Origin of the sequence: Rhizobium sp. BG4, from assembly GCF_016864575.1 — a bacterium.
Classification (GTDB): Bacteria; Pseudomonadota; Alphaproteobacteria; order Rhizobiales; family Rhizobiaceae; genus Rhizobium.
The window spans coordinates 1,989,903-2,011,424 of the sequence record NZ_CP044125.1; the positions used below are offsets into that span (position 1 = coordinate 1,989,903).

A 21,522-nucleotide genomic window follows, 5' to 3' on the forward strand; every position below is an offset into this window, starting at 1 on the left:
TGGAAACACATGACCATCGCTAGCCTCGATCTCGCAGCCGAAACGAAGAAGCTGCTTTCCGAACTCGGCGTCGATGCCGCCCGCTATACCGGCGGCACGCTGCGCGTCACCTCGCCCGTCACTGGCAAGGAAATCGGTGCACTGAAGGAAGATACCGTTGCCGACGCCAAGAAGGCGATCGATGCAGCACATAAGGCCTTTGCCGAATGGCGTGCCGTTCCGGCGCCGAAGCGCGGCGAGCTCGTCCGCCTGCTCGGAGAAGAGCTGCGCGCCGCCAAGGGCGCGCTGGGCCGTCTCGTCTCGATCGAAGTCGGCAAGATCACGTCCGAAGGCCTCGGCGAAGTTCAGGAAATGATCGACATCTGCGATTTCGCCGTCGGTCTTTCCCGTCAGCTTTACGGCCTGACGATCGCCACCGAGCGTTCCGAGCACCGCATGATGGAAAGCTGGCATCCGCTCGGCGTCGTCGGCATCATCTCGGCCTTCAACTTCCCGGTCGCCGTCTGGTCGTGGAATGCAGCGCTGGCGCTGGTCTGCGGCAATGCAACGGTCTGGAAGCCGTCCGAAAAGACGCCGTTGACGGCGCTTGCGACGCAAGCGCTGTTCGAGCGGGCGCTGAAGCGCTTCGTCGCCGAAGGCGGCAAGGCGCCGGCAAATCTCTCGACGCTGCTGATCGGCGGCCGCGATGTCGGTGAAGTCCTCGTCGACCATCCCAAGGTGCCGCTGGTTTCGGCAACCGGCTCGACCGCCATGGGCCGCGCCGTCGGTCCGCGCCTGTCGCAGCGGTTCGCCCGCGCCATCCTCGAACTCGGCGGTAACAATGCCGCGATCATCTGCCCGACGGCCGATCTCGACCTGACGCTGCGCGGCGTTGCCTTTTCCGCCATGGGCACGGCCGGTCAGCGCTGCACGACGCTGCGCCGCCTCTTCGTGCATGACAGCGTCTACGACAAGCTCGTTCCGCGTCTGCAGAAGGCTTACGGCTCGGTCACCATCGGCAATCCGCTGGAAAGCGGCACGCTTGTCGGCCCGCTGATCGACAAGGCGGCCTTCGACAAGATGCAGGCGGCCCTTTCCGAAGCCAAGTCGGAGGGCGGCAAGGTCACCGGTGGCGAGCGCGTCGAGAACGGCGCCGGCGAAGCCTTCTACGTTCGCCCGGCTCTGGTTGAGATGCCGTCGCAGACGGGTCCCGTTGTCGACGAGACCTTCGCGCCGATCCTCTACGTCATGAAGTACAGCGATTTCGACGATGTACTTGAGCTGCACAATGCCGTGCCGCAGGGCCTCTCCTCGTCGATCTTCACCAACGACATGCGCGAAGCGGAAACCTTCGTCTCCGCCCGCGGTTCGGATTGCGGCATCGCCAACGTCAATCTCGGCCCATCCGGTGCCGAAATCGGCGGTGCTTTCGGTGGAGAGAAGGAAACCGGCGGCGGCCGTGAATCCGGTTCGGATGCGTGGAGGGCCTATATGCGCCGCGCGACCAACACCATCAATTACGGCAAGACGCTGCCGCTCGCACAGGGCGTCAAGTTCGACGTCGAATAAGGGCGCTTGCATTGCAGCATCGGGGGCGATGACGTAACACCGTCGTCGCCCTTTTCTTTGTTCCAAGGTCCTTCCCATGCATCTGACGCTCGCCGCCGCCGAAACGCTCGTTCTCGACGCGTTGAAACGCAACGGCGTCGAGGAGGGGAATGCGCTCTCGGTATCTCGTGCGCTCGTCGCCGCAGAAGCTGCCGGGCAGAGCGGGCACGGGCTTCGCCGCGCCGTGGCCTATGCCCTTCAGGCGAAATCCGGGAAGGTCGATGGCGTCGCCAAGCCGATCCTCTATCAGCCCTATCCTTCCGTGATCCAGATCGATGCCTGCCATGGATATGCCTATCCGGCGCTTGATCTCGCCGTTCCTGCCCTGACCGAAATGGCCCGGTCGCAGGGTATCGCCATGGCAGCGATCCGCCGCTCGCACCATGCCGGCGTTCTGGCGCTGACGGTCGAGCGTTTCGCCGAGGCTGGCCTCGTTGCGATCATGGTTGCCAATGCCACCGCGGCAATGGCGGCCTGGGGCGGGCGCAAGCCGCTGTTCGGCACCAACCCGATTGCCTTTGCTGCGCCCGTAACGGGACAGGACCCTGTGGTTATCGACCTCGCACTTTCGCGCGTGGCGCGCGGCAAGATCATGGCGGCGCGGCAGAAGGGCGTGCCGATCCCTGCCGACTGGGCCTTCGACCGCGATGGCCAGCCGACGACGGATGCGGTTGCGGCACTCGATGGCACGATGGTGCCTTCGGGCGAGGCTAAGGGTGCTGCCCTTGCGATGATGGTCGAGATCCTGGCTGCGCCGCTGACGGGCGCCAACTTCTCCTATGAATCGACTTCGCTGTTCGACGATAAGGGTGCTGCTCCCGGCCTCGGGCAGATGATCATCGTCATCAATCCGGAAGCGGGCGGCGGCGCGTTTGCGGCGGCCCGGCTGACCGAGCTTGCCAATGAAATTTCCTCGGATCCAGGGGTGCGGTTGCCCGGCAGGCGCGGGCTGACGGCGCGGCGCGCCGCGATCGAAAACGGCATCGATGTCGAGGATGATGTCGTCGATGCGATCCTCGCGGTATAGAATCGTTCTAAACTTGATAAATAATTTCAAGTATTTGTGATCATCCCACGGTGAAGCAAACTTGAAAATTGAAGTCAGGAAAAATATAGGGGGCGCGCATCACCCCACCCCCAGGGGAGATATTGCCATGGAGGGCATCATGAAGAATTCCATTACGCGCCGTTCCGCGCTCGCGCTGGCTGCGTCTCTTCTCGCTGCAACATCGCTCGCATCAGGCGCCAGCGCGCAGGACGAAGGCATCGTCGTCTATAACGCCCAGCACGAAAGCCTCGGCCGCGAATGGATCGATGCCTTCACCAAGGAGACCGGCATCAAGGTCACCATTCGTCAGGGCAGCGACATGCAGTTCGCCAACCAGATCATCCAGGAAGGCGACGCCTCCCCGGCAGACGTATTCCTGACGGAAAATTCCCCGGCCATGACGCTGGTCGACGGCGCAGGCCTTTTCGCACCCGTCGATAAGGAAACGCTCGATCAGGTTCCGGCCGAATACCGCCCGTCCGACGGCATGTGGACCGGCATTGCTGCCCGTTCGACCGTCTTTGCCTATGACAAGCGCAAGCTGACCGAAGACAAGCTGCCGAAGTCGATGCTCGATCTCGCCGATCCGGCCTGGAAGGGCCGTTGGGGCGCTGCTCCTGCCGGTGCCGACTTCCAGGCCATCGTCAGCGCGCTGCTGCAGCTGAAGGGCGAGGAAGCGACTGCCGCATGGCTCAAGGGCCTCAAGGACAATGCGACGCCCTACAAGGGCAACAGCGTTGCAATGAAGGCGGTCAATGCCGGCGAAGTCGAAGGCGCGATCATTTACCACTACTACTGGTTCGGCGATCAGGCGAAGACGGCTGAAAACAGCGCCAATGTCGGCCTGCACTATTTCAAGAACCAGGATCCGGGCGCATTCGTCTCGATCTCCGGCGGCGGCGTTCTGAAGTCGACGCAGCACATGAAGGAAGCCCAGGCGTTCCTGAAGTTCATCGCCGGCAAGGCGGGTCAGGCAATCCTGAAGAACGGCACGTCCTATGAATATGCCGTCAGCGGCGATTCCAACGACAAGCTCGTTCCGCTCAAGGATCTGAACGCGCCGAAGGTCGAAGCCTCGGAGCTGAACAGCAAGAAGGTCGTCGAAATGATGACCGCTGCAGGCCTGATCTAAGCCCATCTGCCGCAGGCGGGCGGAGTCAAAACTATTGCTTTTGGCTCAAGAAAACCTTACGGCATGACCAATCATGGCAACCGCTTCCTGACGAGGCGGTTGCCTTCCTTTTTCAGCGTCACAAAGGCGTCGGCCTTGCTGCAAGACAACAGATCGCTCGTGACCGGCCTAGCCGGCAATGAAGCGCCGGTCAGCACAATCGGTTCCCTGCGCGGGCGCATGCCGCACGCTTCCGTCGTCGTCTTCGCAACCATCGTCGCGCTCTTCAGCCTCGTGCCGCTCGGCTTCATCGCCTGGATCACCTACGATGTCGGCTGGGAAACCGTGAAGGCGCTCGTCTTCCGCCCGCGCGTCGGCGAGCTGATGATCAACACGGTGTTCCTGGAAGCGCTGACGGTTCCGCTGTCGATCGCGCTTGCGGTGACGCTCGCGTGGCTGACGGAGCGGACCGACATTCCTTTTGCGCGGCTCTGGTCGTGGCTTGCGGTCGCGCCGCTCGCCGTTCCCGCTTTCGTTCACAGCTATGCCTGGATCAGCCTCGTGCCCGGTATGCGCGGGCTGCAGAGCGGCGTCTTCGTCTCTGTGCTTGCTTATTATCCCTTTCTCTACCTGCCGGTTGCCGCGGCACTTCGCCGTCTCGATCCGGCGATCGAGGATGCTGCGGCCTCGCTCGGGCTCGGCCCCTGGCGGGTGTTCTTCCGCACGATCCTGCCGCAGCTCAGGCTGGCGATCTGCGGCGGTTCGCTGCTGATTGCGCTGCATCTGCTGTCGGAATACGGGCTCTATGTGATGATCCGCTTCGACACGTTTGCGACGGCGATTGTCGACCAGTTCCAGTCCGCCTATAACAGCCCGGCCGCCAATATGCTCGGCGGCGTGCTCGTCGCCTGCTGCCTGTTCCTGCTCGGGCTCGAAATCCTCGTTCGCGGCAATGAGCGCTATGCCCGCGTCGGCTCCGGTTCGGCGCGCCCGGCAGACCGGCGCAGGCTCGGATGGTTCACCATTCCGGCGGTGCTGTTGCCGATCGCAGTCGCGGTGCTGACGCTTGGCGTTCCCCTCGTGACGCTGGGACGCTGGCTCTATCTCGGCGGCGCCGAGATCTGGCGGCTGGATACGGTTGGCAATGCGTTCATTCAGACCATCATTCTTGCCGTCGCAGGCGGTGTGCTGACGACGATTGCCGCGGTGCCGATGGCCTGGCTCTCGGTGCGTGCGCCGGGCCGCTTCCAGCGCTTCCTCGAAGCCTGCCATTACTATGTCGGCTCGCTGCCTGGCGTCGTCGTGGCGCTAGCGTTGGTGACGATCACCGTGCGGTTGGTGCTGCCGCTCTACCAGACCTTCGCGACGCTGACCGTCGCCTATGTGCTGCTGTTCCTGCCGCGTGCCATGGTCGGCCTGCGCGCCAGCATTGCGCAGGCGCCGGTCGAGCTCGAACGTGCCGCCATGGGCCTTGGCCGCACGCCGTCGCAGGCCGTGCGCCAGATCACCATGCGGCTTGCAGCACCCGGTTTTGCCGCCAGCGTGGCGCTTGTGGCGCTCGGGATCACCAACGAGCTGACGGCAACGCTGATGCTTTCGCCGAATGGCGTCGAGACGCTGTCGACGAAATTCTGGTCGCTGACGAGCGAGATCGATTACGTCTCGGCGGCGCCCTACGCGGTGATGATGATCATCCTGTCGCTGCCGCTGACGCTGCTTCTCTATTCCCAATCGAAACGGACTGCCGGACAATGACGCTGCTCACGATCCAATCCGCAAGCAAGCGCTATGGTCCGGTCACCGCGCTGGATAACGTTTCGCTGGATGTTCCTGCCGGCAGCCGCACCGCAGTCGTCGGCCCGTCGGGTTCCGGCAAGACGACGCTGCTGCGGCTGATCGCTGGTTTCGAGCGGCCGGATCAGGGCAGGGTGGTGCTGAACGGCGAGACACTCGCCGATGGGCCGGCAATCGTTCCCGCCCACAAGCGCGGCATCGGCATCGTCTCGCAGGATGGAGCGCTGTTTCCGCATCTGAGCGTCGCCGAGAATATCGGCTTCGGCTTCGAGCGCGGGGCAATGGACCGCGAGAAGCGGATCGTCGAGCTTCTCGATATGGTCGAGCTCGATCGCAACATGCTGACGCGCCGTCCGCATCAGCTCTCCGGCGGTCAGCAGCAGCGCGTGGCGCTTGCCCGGGCGCTTGGCCGCAAGCCGCGGCTGATGCTGCTCGACGAGCCGTTCTCGGCGCTCGACACGGGTCTTCGCGAAAACATGCGCAAGGCCGTATCGCGCGTTCTGCAGGCGGCCGGTATTACCACGATCCTCGTGACCCACGATCAGGGCGAGGCATTGTCTTTCGCCGATCAGGTCGCAGTGTTGCGGGATGGGAAGCTGGTGCAATCAGGCTCGCCGCAGAAGCTCTATCTGCAGCCGAAGGACCGTGAGACTGCGCTGTTCCTTGGCGATGCCGTGATGCTGCCTGCGGTCATCCGCAACGGTTTTGCGGATTGTGCGCTTGGCCGGGTTGCCGTCGATGGCGATCATCAGGGCAAGGCCGAGATCATGCTGCGGCCCGAACAGATCCGCGTCGTTCCTGACGACAGCAAGCCGGCCTATCACGGCCGGGTGGTCGAAGTGGAATTCGGGGGCGCGACCTGCACCGTTGCCGTCTCGCTGGAAGGTGTGCAGCTGCCGCCGATCCTGATCAAGACGTCGAGCGTCGCGCTGCCGGAAACCGGCGACCGTGTCCGTCTGGACATCGCCGGCCGCGCACATGTTTTCTCGGCGCGCTAAGCCGTCTTGCGATCGGCTTCTTCGCCCTGCTCCAGCCAGCCGCCGGTGAAGCCGGCGCGCTCGAGGCCAAGGCGAATGACCGGTGATTGCCGCATCAGGCTCCAGATGAAATCCGAACGGTCGTTCTCGATCGTCATCACCAGCAGACCCTGATCGATGCCAACGCAGCGGTCATCCACCCAGCCTTCCGGACGTCGGGTCTTCACCGTCGGATTGAAGCCGCCGGGGAAGCGTCCCTCGTAGGTGAGGTCAGGATAGGTTTCGAGCAACGCCTTCGTGCCGTCGAGTGCTGCCTGCCGGTCATAGGGGAGCGATGCCAGGGCTGCCCAGGGCGCGATCGTTCCATCATCGGGGCCGAGCGGGGCGCCGCGAGCTGCATAGCCCAGCACCTTCGGATGACGTCCGCCGCGCATATGGCGGCTCGGCGGCGGGCCGTCGGAGGCGGAAAGGCCCCAGACATCCTTGTTATAGCCGACGAAATGGCCGGGATTGCGCACGGCATAGTCGCGCTGGACGGCGATCGAGATTTGCGTATTGCGGAAATAGTCCCAATCGCGGGCCGCCATCGGGCGGTCCTGGATGCCACGGAAATCGATCCAGGCATGCGAGAAGAAATGGATGAAGAGCGGGCCGGCATAGAGATAGGCCTGTTCCCCAAAGAGCATCCAGGAATAGCTCGAGGTAAAGGCGTCATAGCTCGACTGCGGGATCGGGTGCGTCGGCGAGGCGAGCGCCAGCGTATAGAGCAGCACCGCCTCGTCGTAACCCTGCCAGCGCCAGTGCAGGAAGCCGCTGGCGGGCTTCCAGCCCATGCAGATGGTCTCGCCCTTGTTGAGAGCCCAGTGCCAGTCGATACGCTCGTAAATGACCTTAACGAGGTCGCGGATTTCCTGCTCGTCGCCATCGGCGCGATCGAAATAGGCCGAAGCCGTCAGCATGCCGGCGACAAGCAGCGTCGTATCGATGGTCGAGAGCTCGCTGTTCCAGGCGCGGTGGCCGGTGTCCATGTGCAGGAAGTGATAATAGAAGCCGCGATAGCCGCTTGCGTGGCGCTCCCGGCCCTGATGGCTTCCGGCAAAGAAGCGAAGCGTCGTCAGCGTGCGTTCGATGGCGCCCGTCCGAGTCATCCAGCCGCGCTCGACGCCGACGGTATAGGATGACAGCGCAAAGCCGACGGCGGCGATGCTGCAGGGTACGCCCTCGATCGAGGTGTCGGCAACAAGCCCGTTATCGGGATTGGTATGTTTCAGGAAGTAGTTAAAGGCGGATTCTTGCAGCCTGTCGATCAGCGCAGCATCCGTGTCGTCGAGTCGTTGCAGCATACTCAAACCATTTGTTTTCGCCCCTGCTTCAACATGGCGATGCGTTGCGTGCAAATCAAACCTTTTTGAAAAGCGCGCAAATTCGATGGATGCTGCGGCCGGAAAGGCGGAAACGACAAAGCACACGCCGGAGCGTGCTGTCTGTATTCTAGATCTCTAAGGAGAAACTGGAGCGGGCGAAGGGGTTCGAACCCTCGACCCCAACCTTGGCAAGGTTGTGCTCTACCACTGAGCTACACCCGCTCATAATCCCGTCGGCCTGTGGTAGTTGTGAGGACCGTGGGCGCCACCTTGCGGCGACGGGCGCTATATCGCCCAAACGATTTTCAAATGCAACAGGGAAATGACGGAAAGCCGAAGAAAAATTCCAAGCTGTTGAAATGATTTCCGAAAACGCCGCAAATCTGCGCGAAAGCGTCGATCATGCGCATTGCCAAAGCCGGCCCCTGGACTTAATCAAAGCGCCTGCCCGCAATTTTCATCAGATGGGTGCCGCGATGACCGATACCAAACCGAAGACCCGCGACGAACTTTTCGCCTTTCTGGACAGCCTCGGCATCAAACATTCCACCAAGGATCATGCACCCGTCTTTACGGTCGCCGAATCGGTGGCGCTGCGTGATGAAATTCCGGGCGGGCACACGAAGAACCTTTTCGTGAAGGACAAGAAGGACCAGTTTTTCCTGCTGACTGTCGAGGAGCATGCTTCCGTCGATCTCAAGACGGTGCACACGCTGATCGGTGCGGCGAGCAAGGTCTCCTTTGGCAAGCCCGAGAAGCTGATGGAATATCTCGGTGTCATTCCCGGCTCGGTCACGGCCTTCGGCGCGATCAACGATACCGGCCACAACGTGACCTTCGTTCTCGATGCGGATCTGATGAAGGACGAGATCATCAACTGCCATCCGCTGTCGAACGACGCGACGACCTCCATATCAAGTGCCGATCTCGTCCGTTTCATGGAAGCGACGGGCCACAAGCCGCTTGTCTTGAAAGTCACGGCCTGACATACGATTTTAACGCTAGAAAAAAGGCCGGGCACGACCGGCGTGGCGGGAGATACCTATGAGCGGCAACGACAACCCCTACAGCACGTCCTACGGCACGATGTCGGCAACGGCGACCTATGGCGGCGCGCAGCAGCCTGCGGCGGCTCCGGCAGCAGCCGGTAGCTATATCAAGGACACGACGACGGCGAATTTCACCAAGGATGTCATCGAGGATTCGCGCAACCAGCCGGTTCTCGTCGATTTCTGGGCGCCCTGGTGCGGTCCGTGCAAGCAGCTGACGCCGGTGCTCGAAAAGGTCGTCAACGAGGCCCAGGGCCGCGTCAAGCTCGTCAAGATGAACATCGACGATCATCCGTCGATCGCCGGCCAGCTCGGCATCCAGTCTATCCCGGCCGTCATCGCTTTTGTCGGCGGCCGTCCGGCTGACGGCTTCATGGGCGCGGTTCCGGAAAGCCAGGTTCGCCAGTTCATCGATCGGCTCGCCGGTCCGGCAGGCGCCGATCAGGCAGCCGAGATTGAAGCCATTCTCGAAGAGGCCGCCGGGCTTCTGGCGTCGGGCGACGTCAATGGCGCCGCGCAGCTCTATGGCGCCGTCATGCAGGCCGATCCGGAAAATGCCAAGGCACTCGCCGGCATGGTCGAATGCATGATCGCCGCCAATCAGCACGAGCGTGCCCGCGAAGCGCTGACCGATCTGCCGGAAGAGCTTTCGAAGGATGCCGCCATCCAGGCCGTTCTCAAGAAGCTCGACCAGATCGAAGAGGCCCGCAAGCTTGGCGATCCCTTTGCGCTGGAACAGCAGCTTTCGGGCAATCCTGACGACCACGAAGCGCGAATGAAGCTTGCCAAGATCCGCAATGTCGAGGGACGCCGCGACGAAGCTGCGGAACATCTCCTGACCATCATGCGCAAGGACCGCACCTTCGACGACGACGGCGCTCGCCGCCAGTTGCTGCAGTTCTTTGAGGTCTGGGGCTTCAAGGATCCGGCCACCGTTTCCGCCCGGCGCAAGCTTTCGGCGATGCTGTTCTCGTAACTTGATGCGGGTGCCCTTGCGTTTTTGAGCGGGGGCACCACATTCAGTTGAATGGCAGGGGCTCCGATTTTTCCTGCTTGAAGAATGCGGGACGAAATTTCATGCAAGTCGGGAATGCGAGATATTTGAAACCCGGTGATCTGCCGGACACGATCGCTGTTTTCCCCCTGACCGGCGCTCTCCTCCTGCCGACCGGGCAGCTTCCCTTAAACATTTTCGAGCCGCGTTATCTGGCGATGTTCGATGCCGCCATGGCCGGAAACCGGCTGATCGGCATGGTGCAGCCGGCACTTGGCGATAGCGACGAAAAGATGCCGGATTGCAATCTGGCGCCTGTCGGCTGCCTCGGCCGCATCACCTCTTTCGCCGAAACCGGCGATGGCCGCTATATCGTATCGCTGACCGGCATCTGCCGGTTCAGGCTGATCGGCGAGAAGGTGAGCCACGACCCGTTCCGCACCTTTCGTATCGCTCCGTTCATTTCCGATCTCTCGGCACGTGACGAGGAGGATGCAGTCGATCGCGCCGCCCTGCTCTCTGCCTTCCGTGCTTATCTCGATGCCAACAAGCTGGAAGCGGATTGGGAGAGCGTCGAGCGGGCAAGCAACCTGACGCTCGTCAATTCGCTCGCCATGATGTCGCCCTTCGGCCCTGCGGAAAAGCAGGCTCTGCTGGAAGCGCCCGATCTCAAGACACGCGCTGAGACGCTGATCGCCATTACCGAAATCGTGCTGGCGCGCGTCTTCGGTGACTCCGATACGGTTTTGCAGTAAGTCCTGAGAGATGGACGAAAAACTCAGCCGCGTTGATCCAAAGCTCCTCGAGCTCCTCGTCTGCCCCCTGACCAAGGGGCGGCTGACCTATGACCGCGACCATAACGAGCTCGTCTCCGAGAAAGGGCGGCTCGCCTACCCGATCCGTGACGGTATTCCGATCATGCTGGTGTCTGAGGCTAGGCGGCTGGACGACTAGATCGCCTCGCCCGCCAATAGCCGCGGATTATCCTTTGCCGTCGTTCCGGCGGCCTGGCCGATGAAGAAGGACTTCAGGCCCGGCAGGCGATCGACGATGCCGAGGCCGACGTCGCGGGCGATGCGGATCGCCGTCACGTCGTTCGAAAACAGACGGTTCAGCACGTCGGTCGTAACACCCATGCGGAACGTGTCGAAACGGCGCCATGTCTGGTAGCGCTCCAGGATATTGATCGAGCCGATATCGAGGCCGAGACGGTCGGCTTCGACGATGGTTTCGGCGAGCGCCGCCACATCCTTGAAGCCGAGATTGAGGCCCTGGCCGGAGATCGGGTGAATGCCGTGTGCTGCGTCTCCTGCCAGCGCAAAGCGCGGGGCGACGAAAGAGCGCGCCAGCGTCAGGCCGAGCGGGAAGGCGCGCTTTGCGCCGATCACCTTGAGAGCACCGAGCTTGTGGCCGAAGCGGCGTTCCAGTTCTTCTTCGAAAATCAGATCGTCACCGGCAACCAGCCGGTTCGCATCGCTGGTGCGTTCGGTCCAGACGAGCGAGGAGCGGCTGTTGGTCAGCGGCAGGATGGCGAAGGGGCCGGAGGGCAGGAAATGCTCCTCGGCGCAGCCATTATGCGGCCGCTCGTGCTCGACGGTGGCGACAATGCCGGACTGGCCGTAATCCCAGCTGACCGTCTTGATACCGGCAAAGTCGCGCAGCTTGGAGCGCACGCCGTCGCAGGCGACCACGAGACGCGCCTCGATCGCGCTGCCATCGGAGAGTTCGACGGTCGCGTGGTTTTCACCGCTGCTCAGTCCCGTTGCGCTCAGGCCATGGCGGATTTCGATGCCGAGCCGCTCGCAGACGCCGCGCAATTCGCGCACCATGACGGCGTTCGGGATCATGTGGGCGAAAGGCCGACCTTCCTCGATCTCACCGTCGAAGGTCAGGAAAACGGGGCGTACCGGATCCGATGTCTTGGAATCGGTGACGATCATCTTGGTGATCGGCTGCGCCTCGGCGCGGATATTCTCCCAGATGCCGAAGACCTCCAGCATCTTGGCTGCGGCGGCGATGATGGCGGAGGCGCGCATGTCCTTCTGCCAGACGTGCTCGGGCGCGGCCTCGACAACGGCGACATCAAGATGCGGTGCGGCCTGCTTGACCGCCACCGCCGCGGAGAGGCCCACATAGCCTCCGCCAACAACCAGCATATCAAGCATCGCTTACTCCTCAGCCTTGTGAATACAATCGTGATCTATATAGATCATCGCTCCCTTACTTCCTACTGCCGGGGGCAAGCAAATGACCGCAGCTGCGGCAAAACCGACTGCCATGGAAACCCTTCTCGCGACGCTTGATCTCGAGCCGATCGAGATCGACATTTTTCGCGGTCGCAGCCCCCAAGTCGGCTGGCAGCGTGTGTTCGGCGGCCAGGTGATCGGGCAGGCGCTGATGGCGGCGCAGCGGACGATCGAGGCGGGGCGGATCGTGCACTCGCTGCATGCCTATTTCATGCGTCCCGGCGATCCCTCAGTGCCGATCATCTATCAGGTCGAGCGTATCCGCGACGGATCCAGCTTCAATACGCGGCGCGTCGTTGCCATCCAACATGGCAAGGCGATCTTTGCGCTATCCTGCTCGTTCCAGATCGAAGAGCCGGGGTTCGATCATCAGATAGCAATGCCGGATGTGCCGCCACCGGAGAAGCTTCTCGGTGAGCAGCAGATCAAGGACCAGTATCTGGCCCACGCACCAGCCGCGATCCGCAAATACTGGGAGCGTGAACGGCCGATCGAAATTCGTCCGGTATCGCTGAAGCATTATTTCTCCAACGAGAAGCTGGAGCCGCGCCAGGATGTCTGGGTGCGCGCCACGGGTCCCGTTCCCGATGACCGGCTTTATCAGGCGGCGGTGCTTGCCTACCTCTCGGATATGACGTTGCTCGACACATCGCTCTATGCGCATGGCACGTCGATTTTCGATCAGACCCTGCAGGTCGCCAGCCTCGACCATTCGATGTGGTTCCACAGGCCCGACAAACTGGACGATTGGCTGCTCTATACCCAGGATAGCCCGTCTGCTTCGGGTGCTCGCGGGCTGACGCGCGGTAGCCTGTTTACGCGCTCGGGTGTTCTGATTGCGTCGGTCGCCCAGGAGGGTTTGATTCGGAAAAAGGCAGATGAATAAATAATGTGCATATTTGTGTTTTTGCGCATTTTTTAAGCTGTGATTGCTTCGTCAGATGCCTCATAATTGGCATCCTCTGATATCATCTTTACTTTTCAATAACTTATAACGCGCCTCGAATCTGGCACGCCCCTTGAATGTATATCCTCGGTCGCTGCTCGCAAACGTCAGCGGCAAGGAGAGTCGGCTCCGTGCCGAGGATAACGAAGGATGGGAAACCAGATGAAAATTGTGATGGCCATTATCAAGCCGTTCAAGCTCGATGAGGTGCGCGAAGCCCTCACCGCGATCGGCATCCAGGGCCTGACCGTGACCGAAGTTAAGGGCTACGGGCGCCAAAAGGGACATACCGAAATCTATCGCGGCACTGAATATGCGGTCAGCTTCCTGCCGAAGCTCAAGATCGAAATCGCTGTTGCCACCGAGATCGTCGACAAGGCGGTCGAAGCCATCGCGTCGTCGGCCAAGACCGGCCAGATCGGCGACGGCAAGATCTTTGTCTACTCGATCGACCATGCCGTCCGCATCCGCACCGGCGAAACCGATACCGAAGCGCTCTAAGAACCGCTGAGCAAGGAGCTTTATACCAATGTCAATTTCGAAGTTTTCCTCCACTTTTGCGCGGCTCGGCGCTGCGTCGGCTGCGCTTCTCGCGCCAGTCGCCGCTTTCGCACAGGATGCGGCAGCGACGGCCGCTCCGGCAGCTGCCGCTGCAGCACCGGTTGCTGACAAGGGCGATACCGCCTTCATGTTCATTTCTACGCTGCTGGTTCTCTTCATGATCCTGCCGGGTCTCGCCCTGTTCTACGGCGGTCTCGTTCGCGCCAAGAACATGCTCTCGGTTCTCATGCAGTGCACGATGGTCGCTGCAGTTCTGATGCTCATCTGGGTCATCTACGGCTATTCCTTCGCCTTCGGCGGCTCGGACAGCCCGTATTGGGGCGGCACGGCGAAGATGTTCTTTGCCGGCGTCACCAAGGATTCGACGGCTGCGACCTTCTCGCAGGGCGTTGTCATTCCTGAGTTCATCTTCGCGATGTTCCAGATGACCTTCGCAGCCATCACGCCTGCCCTGATCGTCGGCGCCTTCGCCGAACGCATCAAGTTCTCGGCAGTCGTTCTCTTCTGCGCACTCTGGGCAACCTTCGTCTACTTCCCGATCGCTCACATGGTCTGGGATGCCAACGGCATGCTCTTCAAGATGGGCGCGCTCGACTTCGCAGGCGGCACGGTCGTTCACATCAACGCCGGCGTTGCCGGTCTGATCGGCGCGATCATGGTCGGCAAGCGTACCGGCTACGGCAAGGACATGATGGCTCCGCATTCGATGACGCTGACCATGGTCGGTGCATCCATGCTCTGGTTCGGCTGGTTCGGCTTCAACGCCGGCTCCAACCTGGAAGCTTCCGGTGGCGCCATGCTCGCAACGGTCAACACCTTCGTTGCAACCGCTGCTGCCGTCATCTCCTGGGCGATCGTTGAAAGCCTGACGCGCGGCAAGGCATCCATGCTCGGCGGCGCTTCCGGTATGGTCGCTGGTCTCGTTGCCATCACGCCTGCTGCCGGCATCGTCGGCCCGATGGGCGCGATCGTCATGGGTCTGATCGTTTCTCCGCTTTGCTACTTCTTCGTCTCCGTCGTGAAGAACAAGTTCGGCTACGACGATACGGCTGACGTGTTCGGCGTTCACGGCGTCGGCGGCATGTTCGGTGCCGTTGCTACCGGCATCTTCGCCAGCGCTTCGCTCGGCGGCGTCGGTTACGCAGAAGGCGTGACGATGGGCGGTCAGGTCATGACCCAGATCACGGCTATCGCCACCACCATCGTATGGTGCGGCGTCGGCTCGGCGATCCTCTACAAGGTCGTCGACCTCATCGTCGGCCTGCGTGTTGCAGTCGAAGCCGAACGCGAAGGTCTCGACCTCGCAACCCACGGCGAAGCTGCCTACCACTCGTAATCAAGGGATTGCAGCGCCCGGAAACAAAGGGCGCCGCTGAACGGCCCGTCGCGGCCTAGCGAAACGCCTAGACCGCATTTTGGCCCGGACCTTCCAAGGTTCGGGCCCTTTTATTTTGAAGCTGCTAATCCTGCCTGTCATGGTTAACACCGCTTTAACCGTCCTCTGATTAGGTGGAGCGGACGCATTCTGCGTGGATGGCGCGAGGGCGATTCGCGCCGCAGCAAATGGACGGGTAGGTTACATGGCAAGAAGCACGTCGCCGGCGATCGATAGCCGGCCGGACCGTTTCTCCCTTTCGGGGTTCCTGTTCAGGCAGGCGCAGGCTCTTCTGGGCTTTGCGATCTTCCTGATGCTGGCGCTTGCCGTCGCAGCGCTGGCAACCTGGAATGTCGCCGATCCGAGCTATTCCTATGCCACCGGCAATGCCCCCACCAACGTACTCGGCTATAGCGGCGCCGCCTTCGCCGATATCGCCATGCAGTTCTTCGGCCTCGCCAGCGTCATCGCCCTGCTGCCGGTCGTCGCCTGGGCGCTCTCCCTGATCTCCGGCCGCCATATCAGCCGCATTCCGGCCCGTGGTGGCGCATGGGCCCTGGGCTCCGTGCTGTCCTCGGCCGTCGTCGGCTGCTTCCCGCCGCCGCTCACCTGGCCGATCCCGAACGGTATCGGCGGCGTCGTCGGCGACATGATCCTCCGTTTCCCGGCGCTCTTCGTCGGCGCCTACCCGACCGGCACCTTCGCAACTGCCGTCGGCTGCGTCTTTGCCATTCCGACCGTTTGGATGATGCTGTTTGCTGCCGGTCTCGTCGGCCGTACCGAGGAGGACGAGGATTTCGCCGAAGACTACGCTGCCGCGACGCCTTCCAAGGCGCGTTCGGTCGGCGAAGCCGATGATGACGATGGTGAAGACGAGGGTGGCTGGCTTGCCTTTGGCGCGTTGACGCACGCCTGGTACATGAGCCAGGCGCGCATGCGCCGCATCTTCGGCATGGGTCCGCGCAAGCGCCGCCAGAGCGATTTCGAATCGCCTTACGACTTCAACGACGACGAGTTCGGCAAGCTCAACGAACCGGTTCGCGCCAAGACGCCGGCCGGCCGCGGCGACCGCATGGATCCGTCGATGGAGATGGGTGCGGGCTCGCAGCGCCGCGTCGTTTCCGCACCGTCGATCTCGCTCAACGATGACGATGATGACGCGCCGTTCGATACGGACATGCCGCCGCGTCCTGCCGACATCCTGCCTGATGACGATGAAGACGCCTGGATGATGCGCGCTCCGGCGCGCTCCAACGGCGGCAAGCCGGAACCGCGGGTCATTCCCGCTGCATCTCGTCCCAAGCCCGGTGCCCGCGTCGATCGTGAATCGCAGGGCAGCTTCATTCGCCCCGAAGGCTTCCAGCTGCCGCCCATGCATCTTCTGGCGGAGCCGAAGAATGTCGTGCGCGATTCCTCGCTCTCGGCCGACGCGCTGGAGCAGAATGCCCGCATGCTGGAAGGCGTTCTCGAAGATTTCGGTGTCAAGGGCGAGATCATCCATGTCCGCCCCGGCCCGGTCGTCACGCTGTACGAGCTGGAGCCCGCACCGGGCATCAAGTCGTCGCGCGTCATCGGCCTTGCCGACGATATCGCCCGCTCGATGAGCGCGATCGCCGCCCGCGTCGCCGTCGTTCCCGGCCGCAACGCGATCGGCATCGAACTGCCGAACTCGACCCGCGAAACCGTTTACCTGCGCGAGCTCATCGCATCGCGCGACTTCGAGGGATCCAAGGCGAAGCTCGCTATGGCGCTCGGCAAGACGATCGGCGGCGAAGCCGTCATCGCTGACCTCGCGAAGATGCCGCATCTGCTTGTTGCCGGTACCACCGGTTCGGGTAAGTCGGTCGCCATCAATACGATGATCCTGTCGCTGCTCTATCGGATGACGCCGGAGCAGTGCCGCCTGATCATGATCGACCCGAAGATGCTCGAACTCTCCGTCTATGACGGCATTCCGCATCTGCTCTCGCCTGTCGTGACCGATCCGAAGAAGGCCGTCGTGGCGCTCAAGTGGACCGTCCGCGAGATGGAAGAGCGCTACAAGAAGATGTCGAAGATCGGCGTGCGCAACATCGACGGCTTCAACGCCCGCGTCGAGCAGGCGCTTGCCAAGGGCGAGCAGATTTCGCGCACCGTCCAGACCGGCTTCGATCGCCACACCGGCGAGGCGATGTACGAGACGGAAGAATTCGATCTGCAGCCGATGCCGTATATCGTCGTGATCATCGACGAAATGGCCGACCTGATGATGGTTGCCGGCAAGGATATCGAAGGCGCCGTTCAGCGTCTGGCGCAGATGGCGCGTGCCGCTGGTATCCATGTCATCATGGCAACGCAGCGTCCGTCGGTAGACGTCATCACCGGCACGATCAAGGCAAACTTCCCGACCCGTATCTCGTTCCAGGTCACCTCAAAGATCGACAGCCGCACGATCCTTGGCGAACAGGGCGCCGAGCAGCTGCTCGGTATGGGCGACATGCTCTACATGGCCGGTGGCGGCCGTATCCAGCGCGTCCACGGTCCGTTCGTCGCCGATATGGAAGTCGAAGAGATCGTCTCGTTCCTGAAGACCCAGGGCGCGCCGCAATATCTCGACGCGATTACTGCTGACGATGATGAAGACGACGATTACGGCGGCGGCCCGGCCGGCACCTCCAATCTCGCCGATTCCGACGATCCCTATGATCAGGCGGTCGCCGTCGTGCTTCGTGACGGCAAGGCCTCGACCTCCTATATCCAGCGCCGTCTCGGCATCGGCTATAACCGTGCCGCATCGCTGATCGAGCGCATGGAGAAGGAAGGGGTTGTCGGTCCGGCGAACCATGCCGGTAAACGCGAGATTCTCGTTCCGACCGAAGGTGATATACTCGATCGCTAGAGGCCGAAAAAAATCTTTCGAGGCAACAACTTCACGGAAACCTGATCGCCTCGAAAACGTTACCTGCTTCAGCCATGCTTCTGCGCCATGAAGACGCCGCCTTTCGGCAGCAAGCAGGTCGCATAAAGGAGACTTAGATGAACAACTCCGATTCCTTCCTCGAAGGCTTTTCGCTGACGCGCCGCCATATGCTGGGCGCGATGGCGCTGGTGGCTGCGTCTGCGGCCCTGCCGGTCAATGTCTTCGCTCAGGCTGCTGCCGGAGGTTCGGCGACGGCTCAGGCGATTGCCGACCACTTCTCGAGCGTCGGCACCATGCAGGGCGAGTTCGTGCAGTTCGGACCGCGCGGTGAACAGACCGGCGGCAAGTTCTTCATCCAGCGCCCGGGCAAGCTGCGCTTCAACTACGACGACCCGTCGCCGATCCGCGTGATCGCTGATGGAAAGAACGTTGCCGTGGGCAACCTGAAGCTCAAGACCTGGAACCTCTATCCGCTGTCGAAGACGCCGCTCAGCCTGCTGCTGGCACAGAAGATCAATCTGAACGACGGCTCGGTAAAGAGCGTCAAGGAAGAGTCCGACCTGACGACGATCGCGCTCGGCAACAACACGGTGTTCGGCAATTCGACGATCACCATGATGTTCGATCCGAAGACCTACGATCTGCGTCAGTGGACGATCACCGACAATCAGGGCAAGGACACCTCCGTCATGGTGTTCAACGTCAAGACCGGCGTGCAGTTCGACGACAAGGTCTTCAAGGTGCCCTACGAGAGCATCCCGGGCACTGCCGCCTATCGCGACTGATCCTGCCTTCCGCGGTTTCTGGAAACGCCCGGCTTTGTCCGGGCGTTTTTGTTTGCGGCCCGTTTCCTATGGCGCCGCTTTGCTCTAAAGCCTCTGCGACCCCTGATGAAAGGCATTGGCATGAGCTTCTCGATCACGACCTGGAACATCAATTCCGTGCGGCTGCGCATGCCGATCGTCGAGAAGTTTCTGATGAAGCATCAGCCGGATATTCTCTGCCTGCAGGAAACCAAGGTTCCGAACGAGCTCTTCCCGCTCGCGCCTCTGCGTGCGATGGGCTACGAGCACATCATCATCCACGGGCAGAAGGGCTATCATGGGGTGGCGATCGCCTCGCGCATTCCGCTGACCGAGGATCACAGTTTCGATTACGGCAGCGTCGGCCATGCCCGCCATATCTCGGCGATCTTCGAGCGCGGCGGACGGCGTGTGCGCCTGCATAACTTCTACGTTCCGGCAGGTGGCGACGAGCCGGATCCGGCGATCAATCCGAAATTCGAGCACAAGCTGAACTTCATCGAGGAGATGAAGCTCCTGAAGGCGGGAGCCGAGGTCAATACTTCAGCCATCCTCGTCGGCGATCTCAATATCGCGCCGCTGGAGCACGATGTCTGGTCGCACAAGCAGCTCCTGAAGATCGTCAGTCATACGCCCGTTGAAACAGAGGGGCTGCTCGAAGTCATCAAGCGGGGCGCCTGGCTCGATCTCATGCGCCAGCACGTGCCTGCCAACGAGAAGCTCTATACGTGGTGGAGCTACCGCGCCAAGGATTGGGAAGCGGCCGACAAGGGGCGCCGCCTCGACCATATCTGGTCGTCCTCCGATCTCGGCCCGCTGCTTCAGCGTGTCGATATCCTCAAGGAAGCGCGCGGCTGGGAGAAGCCGTCGGATCACGTGCCCGTCACGGCCCACTTCAATCTCTGATCAGGAGAAGCGGTGCAGCTGCGCCGTCGCCCGGGCGGCGAGCGCGGCGATGTTGTCGCGGATGCGGTTTTCGATCAGCTTTGCGGCTTCCGGATATTCCTCGATGAGGCGATGGAAGAGTGCGCGGGTGATGCGGATGATGCCGGTGTCCTCGCGCGCGACAGCCGTATATTTGCGCTCGACGAGCGTCACAAGCGCAAGTTCGGACAAGAGCGTGCCCGGTCCGGCGACACGCTGCACCCGGTGGTGCCCATCCTTGTCCATCACCGTCAGCTCAAGCGCACCGCTGGTGACGACATAGGCGCTCTCCGCCGGAGAGCCCTCGCGGAACAGCATCTGGCCGGTCGAGATGATGCGGCGGTCGGCGCCGAAGGCCACCAACCGCAGCTGGTCGTCGGACATGCCGTTGAACAGCGGCAGCTGCGAGAGCGTGTGAATGTCGTCGGTCAGCGCCATCTGCGCATCTGCCTCACGGTATGATCTTGTAGCCGCCGTTCTCGGTGACGAGGATTTCGGCGTTGGAGGGGTCGCGCTCGATCTTCTGGCGCAGACGGTAGACGTGGGTTTCGAGCGTATGCGTCGTCACGCCGGAATTGTAGCCCCAGACCTCCTCGAGCAGCACGTCGCGGGTCACGACCTTCTGTTCGGCGCGGTAGAGATAGCGGATGATCGCCGCTTCCTTTTCCGTCAGGCGGATCTTCTGGCCGTTTTCGGCAGTCAGCAGCTTCTGGCTCGGCTTGAAGAGATAGGGGCCGACCGTGAAGGTCGCGTCTTCGCTCTGCTCGTGCTGACGCAGCTGCACGCGGATGCGGGCGAGCAGGACGGCGAAGCGGAAGGGCTTGGTGACATAGTCGTTGGCGCCGGCCTCAAGGCCGAGGATCGTATCGGAATCCGTATCGTGACCGGTCAGCATGATGATCGGCGCCTTGAAGCCGCCCTTGCGGAGCAGCTTGACGGCCTCGCGGCCATCCATGTCGGGCAGGCCCACGTCCATGATCAGGAGGTCCACAGGCGCGCTGCGCGCCGCCTGCACACCCTTGCCAGCGGTCGATTCCTGGAGAACCGTGAACTCCTCATAGAGCGACAGCTGCTCCGTCAGGGTTTCGCGGAGGTCGTCATCGTCATCCACCAGTAGAATGGTGCGTGCGGTCATGCGGGTCTGTTCCTCAGGTTCCGTCTTACAAGTCCTACGCCAAATTCGACGATTGGCAAAGAGCACAAGACGCGCGGTTGCGGGGCTCGGATCGATATGATTTCATCGAACATCCAAGCAAAACAAAAACATGTGAGAATAATGGAAAAAACAAGGCAGAGAGCGCCGAAGCGCATCTCCACCATCCTTGTAAGGCCTCAACCGGGAAAAAAGAGCCGGGCGCTGGTGCAATGCGGGCCTATCGTCGTGCCTGCGGCGATCGGCCGGACGGGCCGCAGCATCCTCAAGCGCGAGGGCGATGGGGCAACACCTGTCGCGGCGATGAAGCTACTTTACGGCTTCCGGCGAGGCGAGCGCCCGCAGCGGCTCACAACGCCGCTTGCGCTTTCGCGGATCCGTAGCGGTATGCTCTGGTGCGACCAGGCTGAGAACGCCAACTATAACCGGCTGGTCAAGGCGCCCTTCAAGCCGAGCCACGAGGAGCTGAAGCGCAAGGACGGGCTCTACGATGTCTGCCTGGTCATGGACTGGAATGTCTCGTCCCGGGCGCGTCATCGCGGCTCGGCGATCTTCCTCCACCTGATCCGCCCGGGCTACCAGCCGACGGATGGCTGTGTCGCCGTCAAACCGCAGGACATGCGCCGGATGCTTCCCCACATGCGCAAGGGGACGGTCGTCCGGGTTCTCTGAATCTCAAGGGGTGATAATT

General features: G+C 62.0%; 20 protein-coding genes and 1 tRNA gene. 16 read left to right on the top strand and 5 right to left on the bottom strand.

Annotated elements, in window-relative coordinates; translation table 11 throughout:
* The first annotated feature begins 9 nt into the window (after positions 1-9).
* The 5 genes from F2982_RS10160 (at position 10) to F2982_RS10180 (ending at position 6,538) form a co-directional block, all read left to right on the top strand.
* Entirely contained in the window at positions 10-1,548 is a 1,539-nt protein-coding gene (locus F2982_RS10160) for an aldehyde dehydrogenase family protein (protein ID WP_203429973.1), read from the top strand.
* A 76-nt stretch (positions 1,549-1,624) separates the two neighbouring features.
* Entirely contained in the window at positions 1,625-2,614 is a 990-nt protein-coding gene (locus F2982_RS10165) for an Ldh family oxidoreductase (RefSeq protein ID WP_203429974.1), read from the top strand.
* Between the two features lie 139 nt (positions 2,615-2,753).
* Complete coding sequence (locus F2982_RS10170) at positions 2,754-3,767, top strand: iron ABC transporter substrate-binding protein (RefSeq protein WP_112718497.1); 1,014 nt, start codon at positions 2,754-2,756, stop codon at positions 3,765-3,767.
* A gap of 63 nt (positions 3,768-3,830) precedes the next feature.
* Complete coding sequence (locus F2982_RS10175; protein WP_203429975.1) at positions 3,831-5,501, top strand: iron ABC transporter permease; 1,671 nt, start codon at positions 3,831-3,833, stop codon at positions 5,499-5,501.
* The gene (locus F2982_RS10180; protein ID WP_130283164.1) at positions 5,498-6,538 is read left to right on the top strand and encodes an ABC transporter ATP-binding protein; all 1,041 of its coding nucleotides are present in this window, start codon (positions 5,498-5,500) and stop codon (positions 6,536-6,538) included. The genes F2982_RS10175 and F2982_RS10180 overlap by 4 nt, the downstream gene beginning before the upstream one ends.
* Here the strand turns inward: F2982_RS10180 and F2982_RS10185 are convergent.
* Positions 6,535-7,860, bottom strand: coding sequence for a glucoamylase family protein (locus F2982_RS10185; RefSeq protein ID WP_203429976.1), 1,326 nt, complete (start codon positions 7,858-7,860; stop codon positions 6,535-6,537). The genes F2982_RS10180 and F2982_RS10185 overlap by 4 nt on opposite strands.
* Positions 7,861-8,028: 168 nt before the next feature.
* A tRNA-Gly gene (locus F2982_RS10190) sits at positions 8,029-8,103 on the bottom strand.
* A gap of 254 nt (positions 8,104-8,357) precedes the next feature.
* Here F2982_RS10190 and F2982_RS10195 point away from each other — a divergent pair.
* The 4 genes from F2982_RS10195 (at position 8,358) to F2982_RS10210 (ending at position 10,878) form a co-directional block, all read left to right on the top strand.
* Entirely contained in the window at positions 8,358-8,867 is a 510-nt protein-coding gene (locus F2982_RS10195; RefSeq protein ID WP_112718499.1) for a prolyl-tRNA synthetase associated domain-containing protein, read from the top strand.
* Between the two features lie 58 nt (positions 8,868-8,925).
* Positions 8,926-9,906 (top strand): thioredoxin, encoded by a 981-nt coding sequence (gene trxA, locus F2982_RS10200; RefSeq protein WP_203429977.1) that lies wholly within the window; start codon positions 8,926-8,928, stop codon positions 9,904-9,906.
* A gap of 101 nt (positions 9,907-10,007) precedes the next feature.
* Complete coding sequence (locus tag F2982_RS10205; RefSeq protein ID WP_112718319.1) at positions 10,008-10,679, top strand: LON peptidase substrate-binding domain-containing protein; 672 nt, start codon at positions 10,008-10,010, stop codon at positions 10,677-10,679.
* 10 nt (positions 10,680-10,689) lie between these two features.
* On the top strand, positions 10,690-10,878 hold the full coding sequence (locus F2982_RS10210) for a Trm112 family protein (protein WP_112718321.1): 189 nt from the start codon (positions 10,690-10,692) through the stop codon (positions 10,876-10,878).
* On the opposite strand, the gene F2982_RS10215 is transcribed toward F2982_RS10210, so the two are convergent.
* On the bottom strand, positions 10,875-12,089 hold the full coding sequence (locus F2982_RS10215) for a ubiquinone biosynthesis hydroxylase (protein WP_203429978.1): 1,215 nt from the start codon (positions 12,087-12,089) through the stop codon (positions 10,875-10,877). The two genes, F2982_RS10210 and F2982_RS10215, sit on opposite strands and share 4 nt — an antisense overlap.
* An 82-nt stretch (positions 12,090-12,171) precedes the next feature.
* On the opposite strand from F2982_RS10215, the gene tesB reads away from it, so the two are divergent.
* The 6 genes from tesB (at position 12,172) to xth (ending at position 19,660) form a co-directional block, all read left to right on the top strand.
* A complete protein-coding gene (tesB, locus tag F2982_RS10220; protein WP_112718325.1) occupies positions 12,172-13,056 on the top strand; it encodes an acyl-CoA thioesterase II in 885 nt (294 codons plus the stop codon).
* A gap of 210 nt (positions 13,057-13,266) precedes the next feature.
* Positions 13,267-13,617, top strand: coding sequence for a P-II family nitrogen regulator (locus F2982_RS10225; RefSeq protein WP_162698828.1), 351 nt, complete (start codon positions 13,267-13,269; stop codon positions 13,615-13,617).
* A gap of 28 nt (positions 13,618-13,645) precedes the next feature.
* The gene (locus F2982_RS10230; protein WP_203429979.1) at positions 13,646-15,013 is read left to right on the top strand and encodes an ammonium transporter; all 1,368 of its coding nucleotides are present in this window, start codon (positions 13,646-13,648) and stop codon (positions 15,011-15,013) included.
* Between the two features lie 244 nt (positions 15,014-15,257).
* Positions 15,258-17,930, top strand: a complete 2,673-nt coding sequence (locus F2982_RS10235) for a DNA translocase FtsK (RefSeq protein WP_203429980.1) — start codon at positions 15,258-15,260, stop codon at positions 17,928-17,930.
* 137 nt (positions 17,931-18,067) lie between these two features.
* Positions 18,068-18,736 (top strand): outer membrane lipoprotein carrier protein LolA, encoded by a 669-nt coding sequence (locus tag F2982_RS10240; RefSeq protein ID WP_112718331.1) that lies wholly within the window; start codon positions 18,068-18,070, stop codon positions 18,734-18,736.
* Positions 18,737-18,856: 120 nt separating this feature from the next.
* Positions 18,857-19,660: an exodeoxyribonuclease III gene (gene xth / locus F2982_RS10245; protein WP_203430049.1), complete on the top strand. Its 804-nt coding sequence runs from the start codon at positions 18,857-18,859 to the stop codon at positions 19,658-19,660.
* On the opposite strand, the gene F2982_RS10250 is transcribed toward xth, so the two are convergent.
* Positions 19,661-20,116 (bottom strand): cyclic nucleotide-binding domain-containing protein, encoded by a 456-nt coding sequence (locus F2982_RS10250; RefSeq protein WP_203429981.1) that lies wholly within the window; start codon positions 20,114-20,116, stop codon positions 19,661-19,663.
* Positions 20,117-20,129: 13 nt separating this feature from the next.
* Positions 20,130-20,813, bottom strand: a complete 684-nt coding sequence (locus tag F2982_RS10255) for a response regulator transcription factor (protein WP_112718335.1) — start codon at positions 20,811-20,813, stop codon at positions 20,130-20,132.
* 141 nt (positions 20,814-20,954) lie between these two features.
* Here F2982_RS10255 and F2982_RS10260 point away from each other — a divergent pair, with 141 nt between their 5' ends.
* A complete protein-coding gene (locus F2982_RS10260; RefSeq protein ID WP_203429982.1) occupies positions 20,955-21,503 on the top strand; it encodes a L,D-transpeptidase family protein in 549 nt (182 codons plus the stop codon).
* Positions 21,504-21,522: the final 19 nt, after the last annotated feature.

Coding starts and splice junctions, on each gene's coding strand:
- tesB (WP_112718325.1), top strand. CDS start 12,172: ATGACCGCAGCTGCGGCAAAACCGACTGCCATGGAAACCCTTCTCGCG.
- F2982_RS10235 (WP_203429980.1), top strand. CDS start 15,258: ATGGCAAGAAGCACGTCGCCGGCGATCGATAGCCGGCCGGACCGTTTC.
- F2982_RS10255 (WP_112718335.1), bottom strand. CDS start 20,813: ATGACCGCACGCACCATTCTACTGGTGGATGACGATGACGACCTCCGC.
- F2982_RS10185 (WP_203429976.1), bottom strand. CDS start 7,860: ATGCTGCAACGACTCGACGACACGGATGCTGCGCTGATCGACAGGCTG.
- trxA (WP_203429977.1), top strand. CDS start 8,926: ATGAGCGGCAACGACAACCCCTACAGCACGTCCTACGGCACGATGTCG.
- F2982_RS10240 (WP_112718331.1), top strand. CDS start 18,068: ATGAACAACTCCGATTCCTTCCTCGAAGGCTTTTCGCTGACGCGCCGC.
- F2982_RS10165 (WP_203429974.1), top strand. CDS start 1,625: ATGCATCTGACGCTCGCCGCCGCCGAAACGCTCGTTCTCGACGCGTTG.
- F2982_RS10205 (WP_112718319.1), top strand. CDS start 10,008: ATGCAAGTCGGGAATGCGAGATATTTGAAACCCGGTGATCTGCCGGAC.
- F2982_RS10250 (WP_203429981.1), bottom strand. CDS start 20,116: ATGGCGCTGACCGACGACATTCACACGCTCTCGCAGCTGCCGCTGTTC.
- xth (WP_203430049.1), top strand. CDS start 18,857: ATGAGCTTCTCGATCACGACCTGGAACATCAATTCCGTGCGGCTGCGC.
- F2982_RS10180 (WP_130283164.1), top strand. CDS start 5,498: ATGACGCTGCTCACGATCCAATCCGCAAGCAAGCGCTATGGTCCGGTC.
- F2982_RS10175 (WP_203429975.1), top strand. CDS start 3,831: ATGACCAATCATGGCAACCGCTTCCTGACGAGGCGGTTGCCTTCCTTT.
- F2982_RS10160 (WP_203429973.1), top strand. CDS start 10: ATGACCATCGCTAGCCTCGATCTCGCAGCCGAAACGAAGAAGCTGCTT.
- F2982_RS10195 (WP_112718499.1), top strand. CDS start 8,358: ATGACCGATACCAAACCGAAGACCCGCGACGAACTTTTCGCCTTTCTG.
- F2982_RS10230 (WP_203429979.1), top strand. CDS start 13,646: ATGTCAATTTCGAAGTTTTCCTCCACTTTTGCGCGGCTCGGCGCTGCG.
- F2982_RS10225 (WP_162698828.1), top strand. CDS start 13,267: ATGGGAAACCAGATGAAAATTGTGATGGCCATTATCAAGCCGTTCAAG.
- F2982_RS10210 (WP_112718321.1), top strand. CDS start 10,690: ATGGACGAAAAACTCAGCCGCGTTGATCCAAAGCTCCTCGAGCTCCTC.
- F2982_RS10215 (WP_203429978.1), bottom strand. CDS start 12,089: ATGCTTGATATGCTGGTTGTTGGCGGAGGCTATGTGGGCCTCTCCGCG.
- F2982_RS10260 (WP_203429982.1), top strand. CDS start 20,955: ATGGAAAAAACAAGGCAGAGAGCGCCGAAGCGCATCTCCACCATCCTT.
- F2982_RS10170 (WP_112718497.1), top strand. CDS start 2,754: ATGAAGAATTCCATTACGCGCCGTTCCGCGCTCGCGCTGGCTGCGTCT.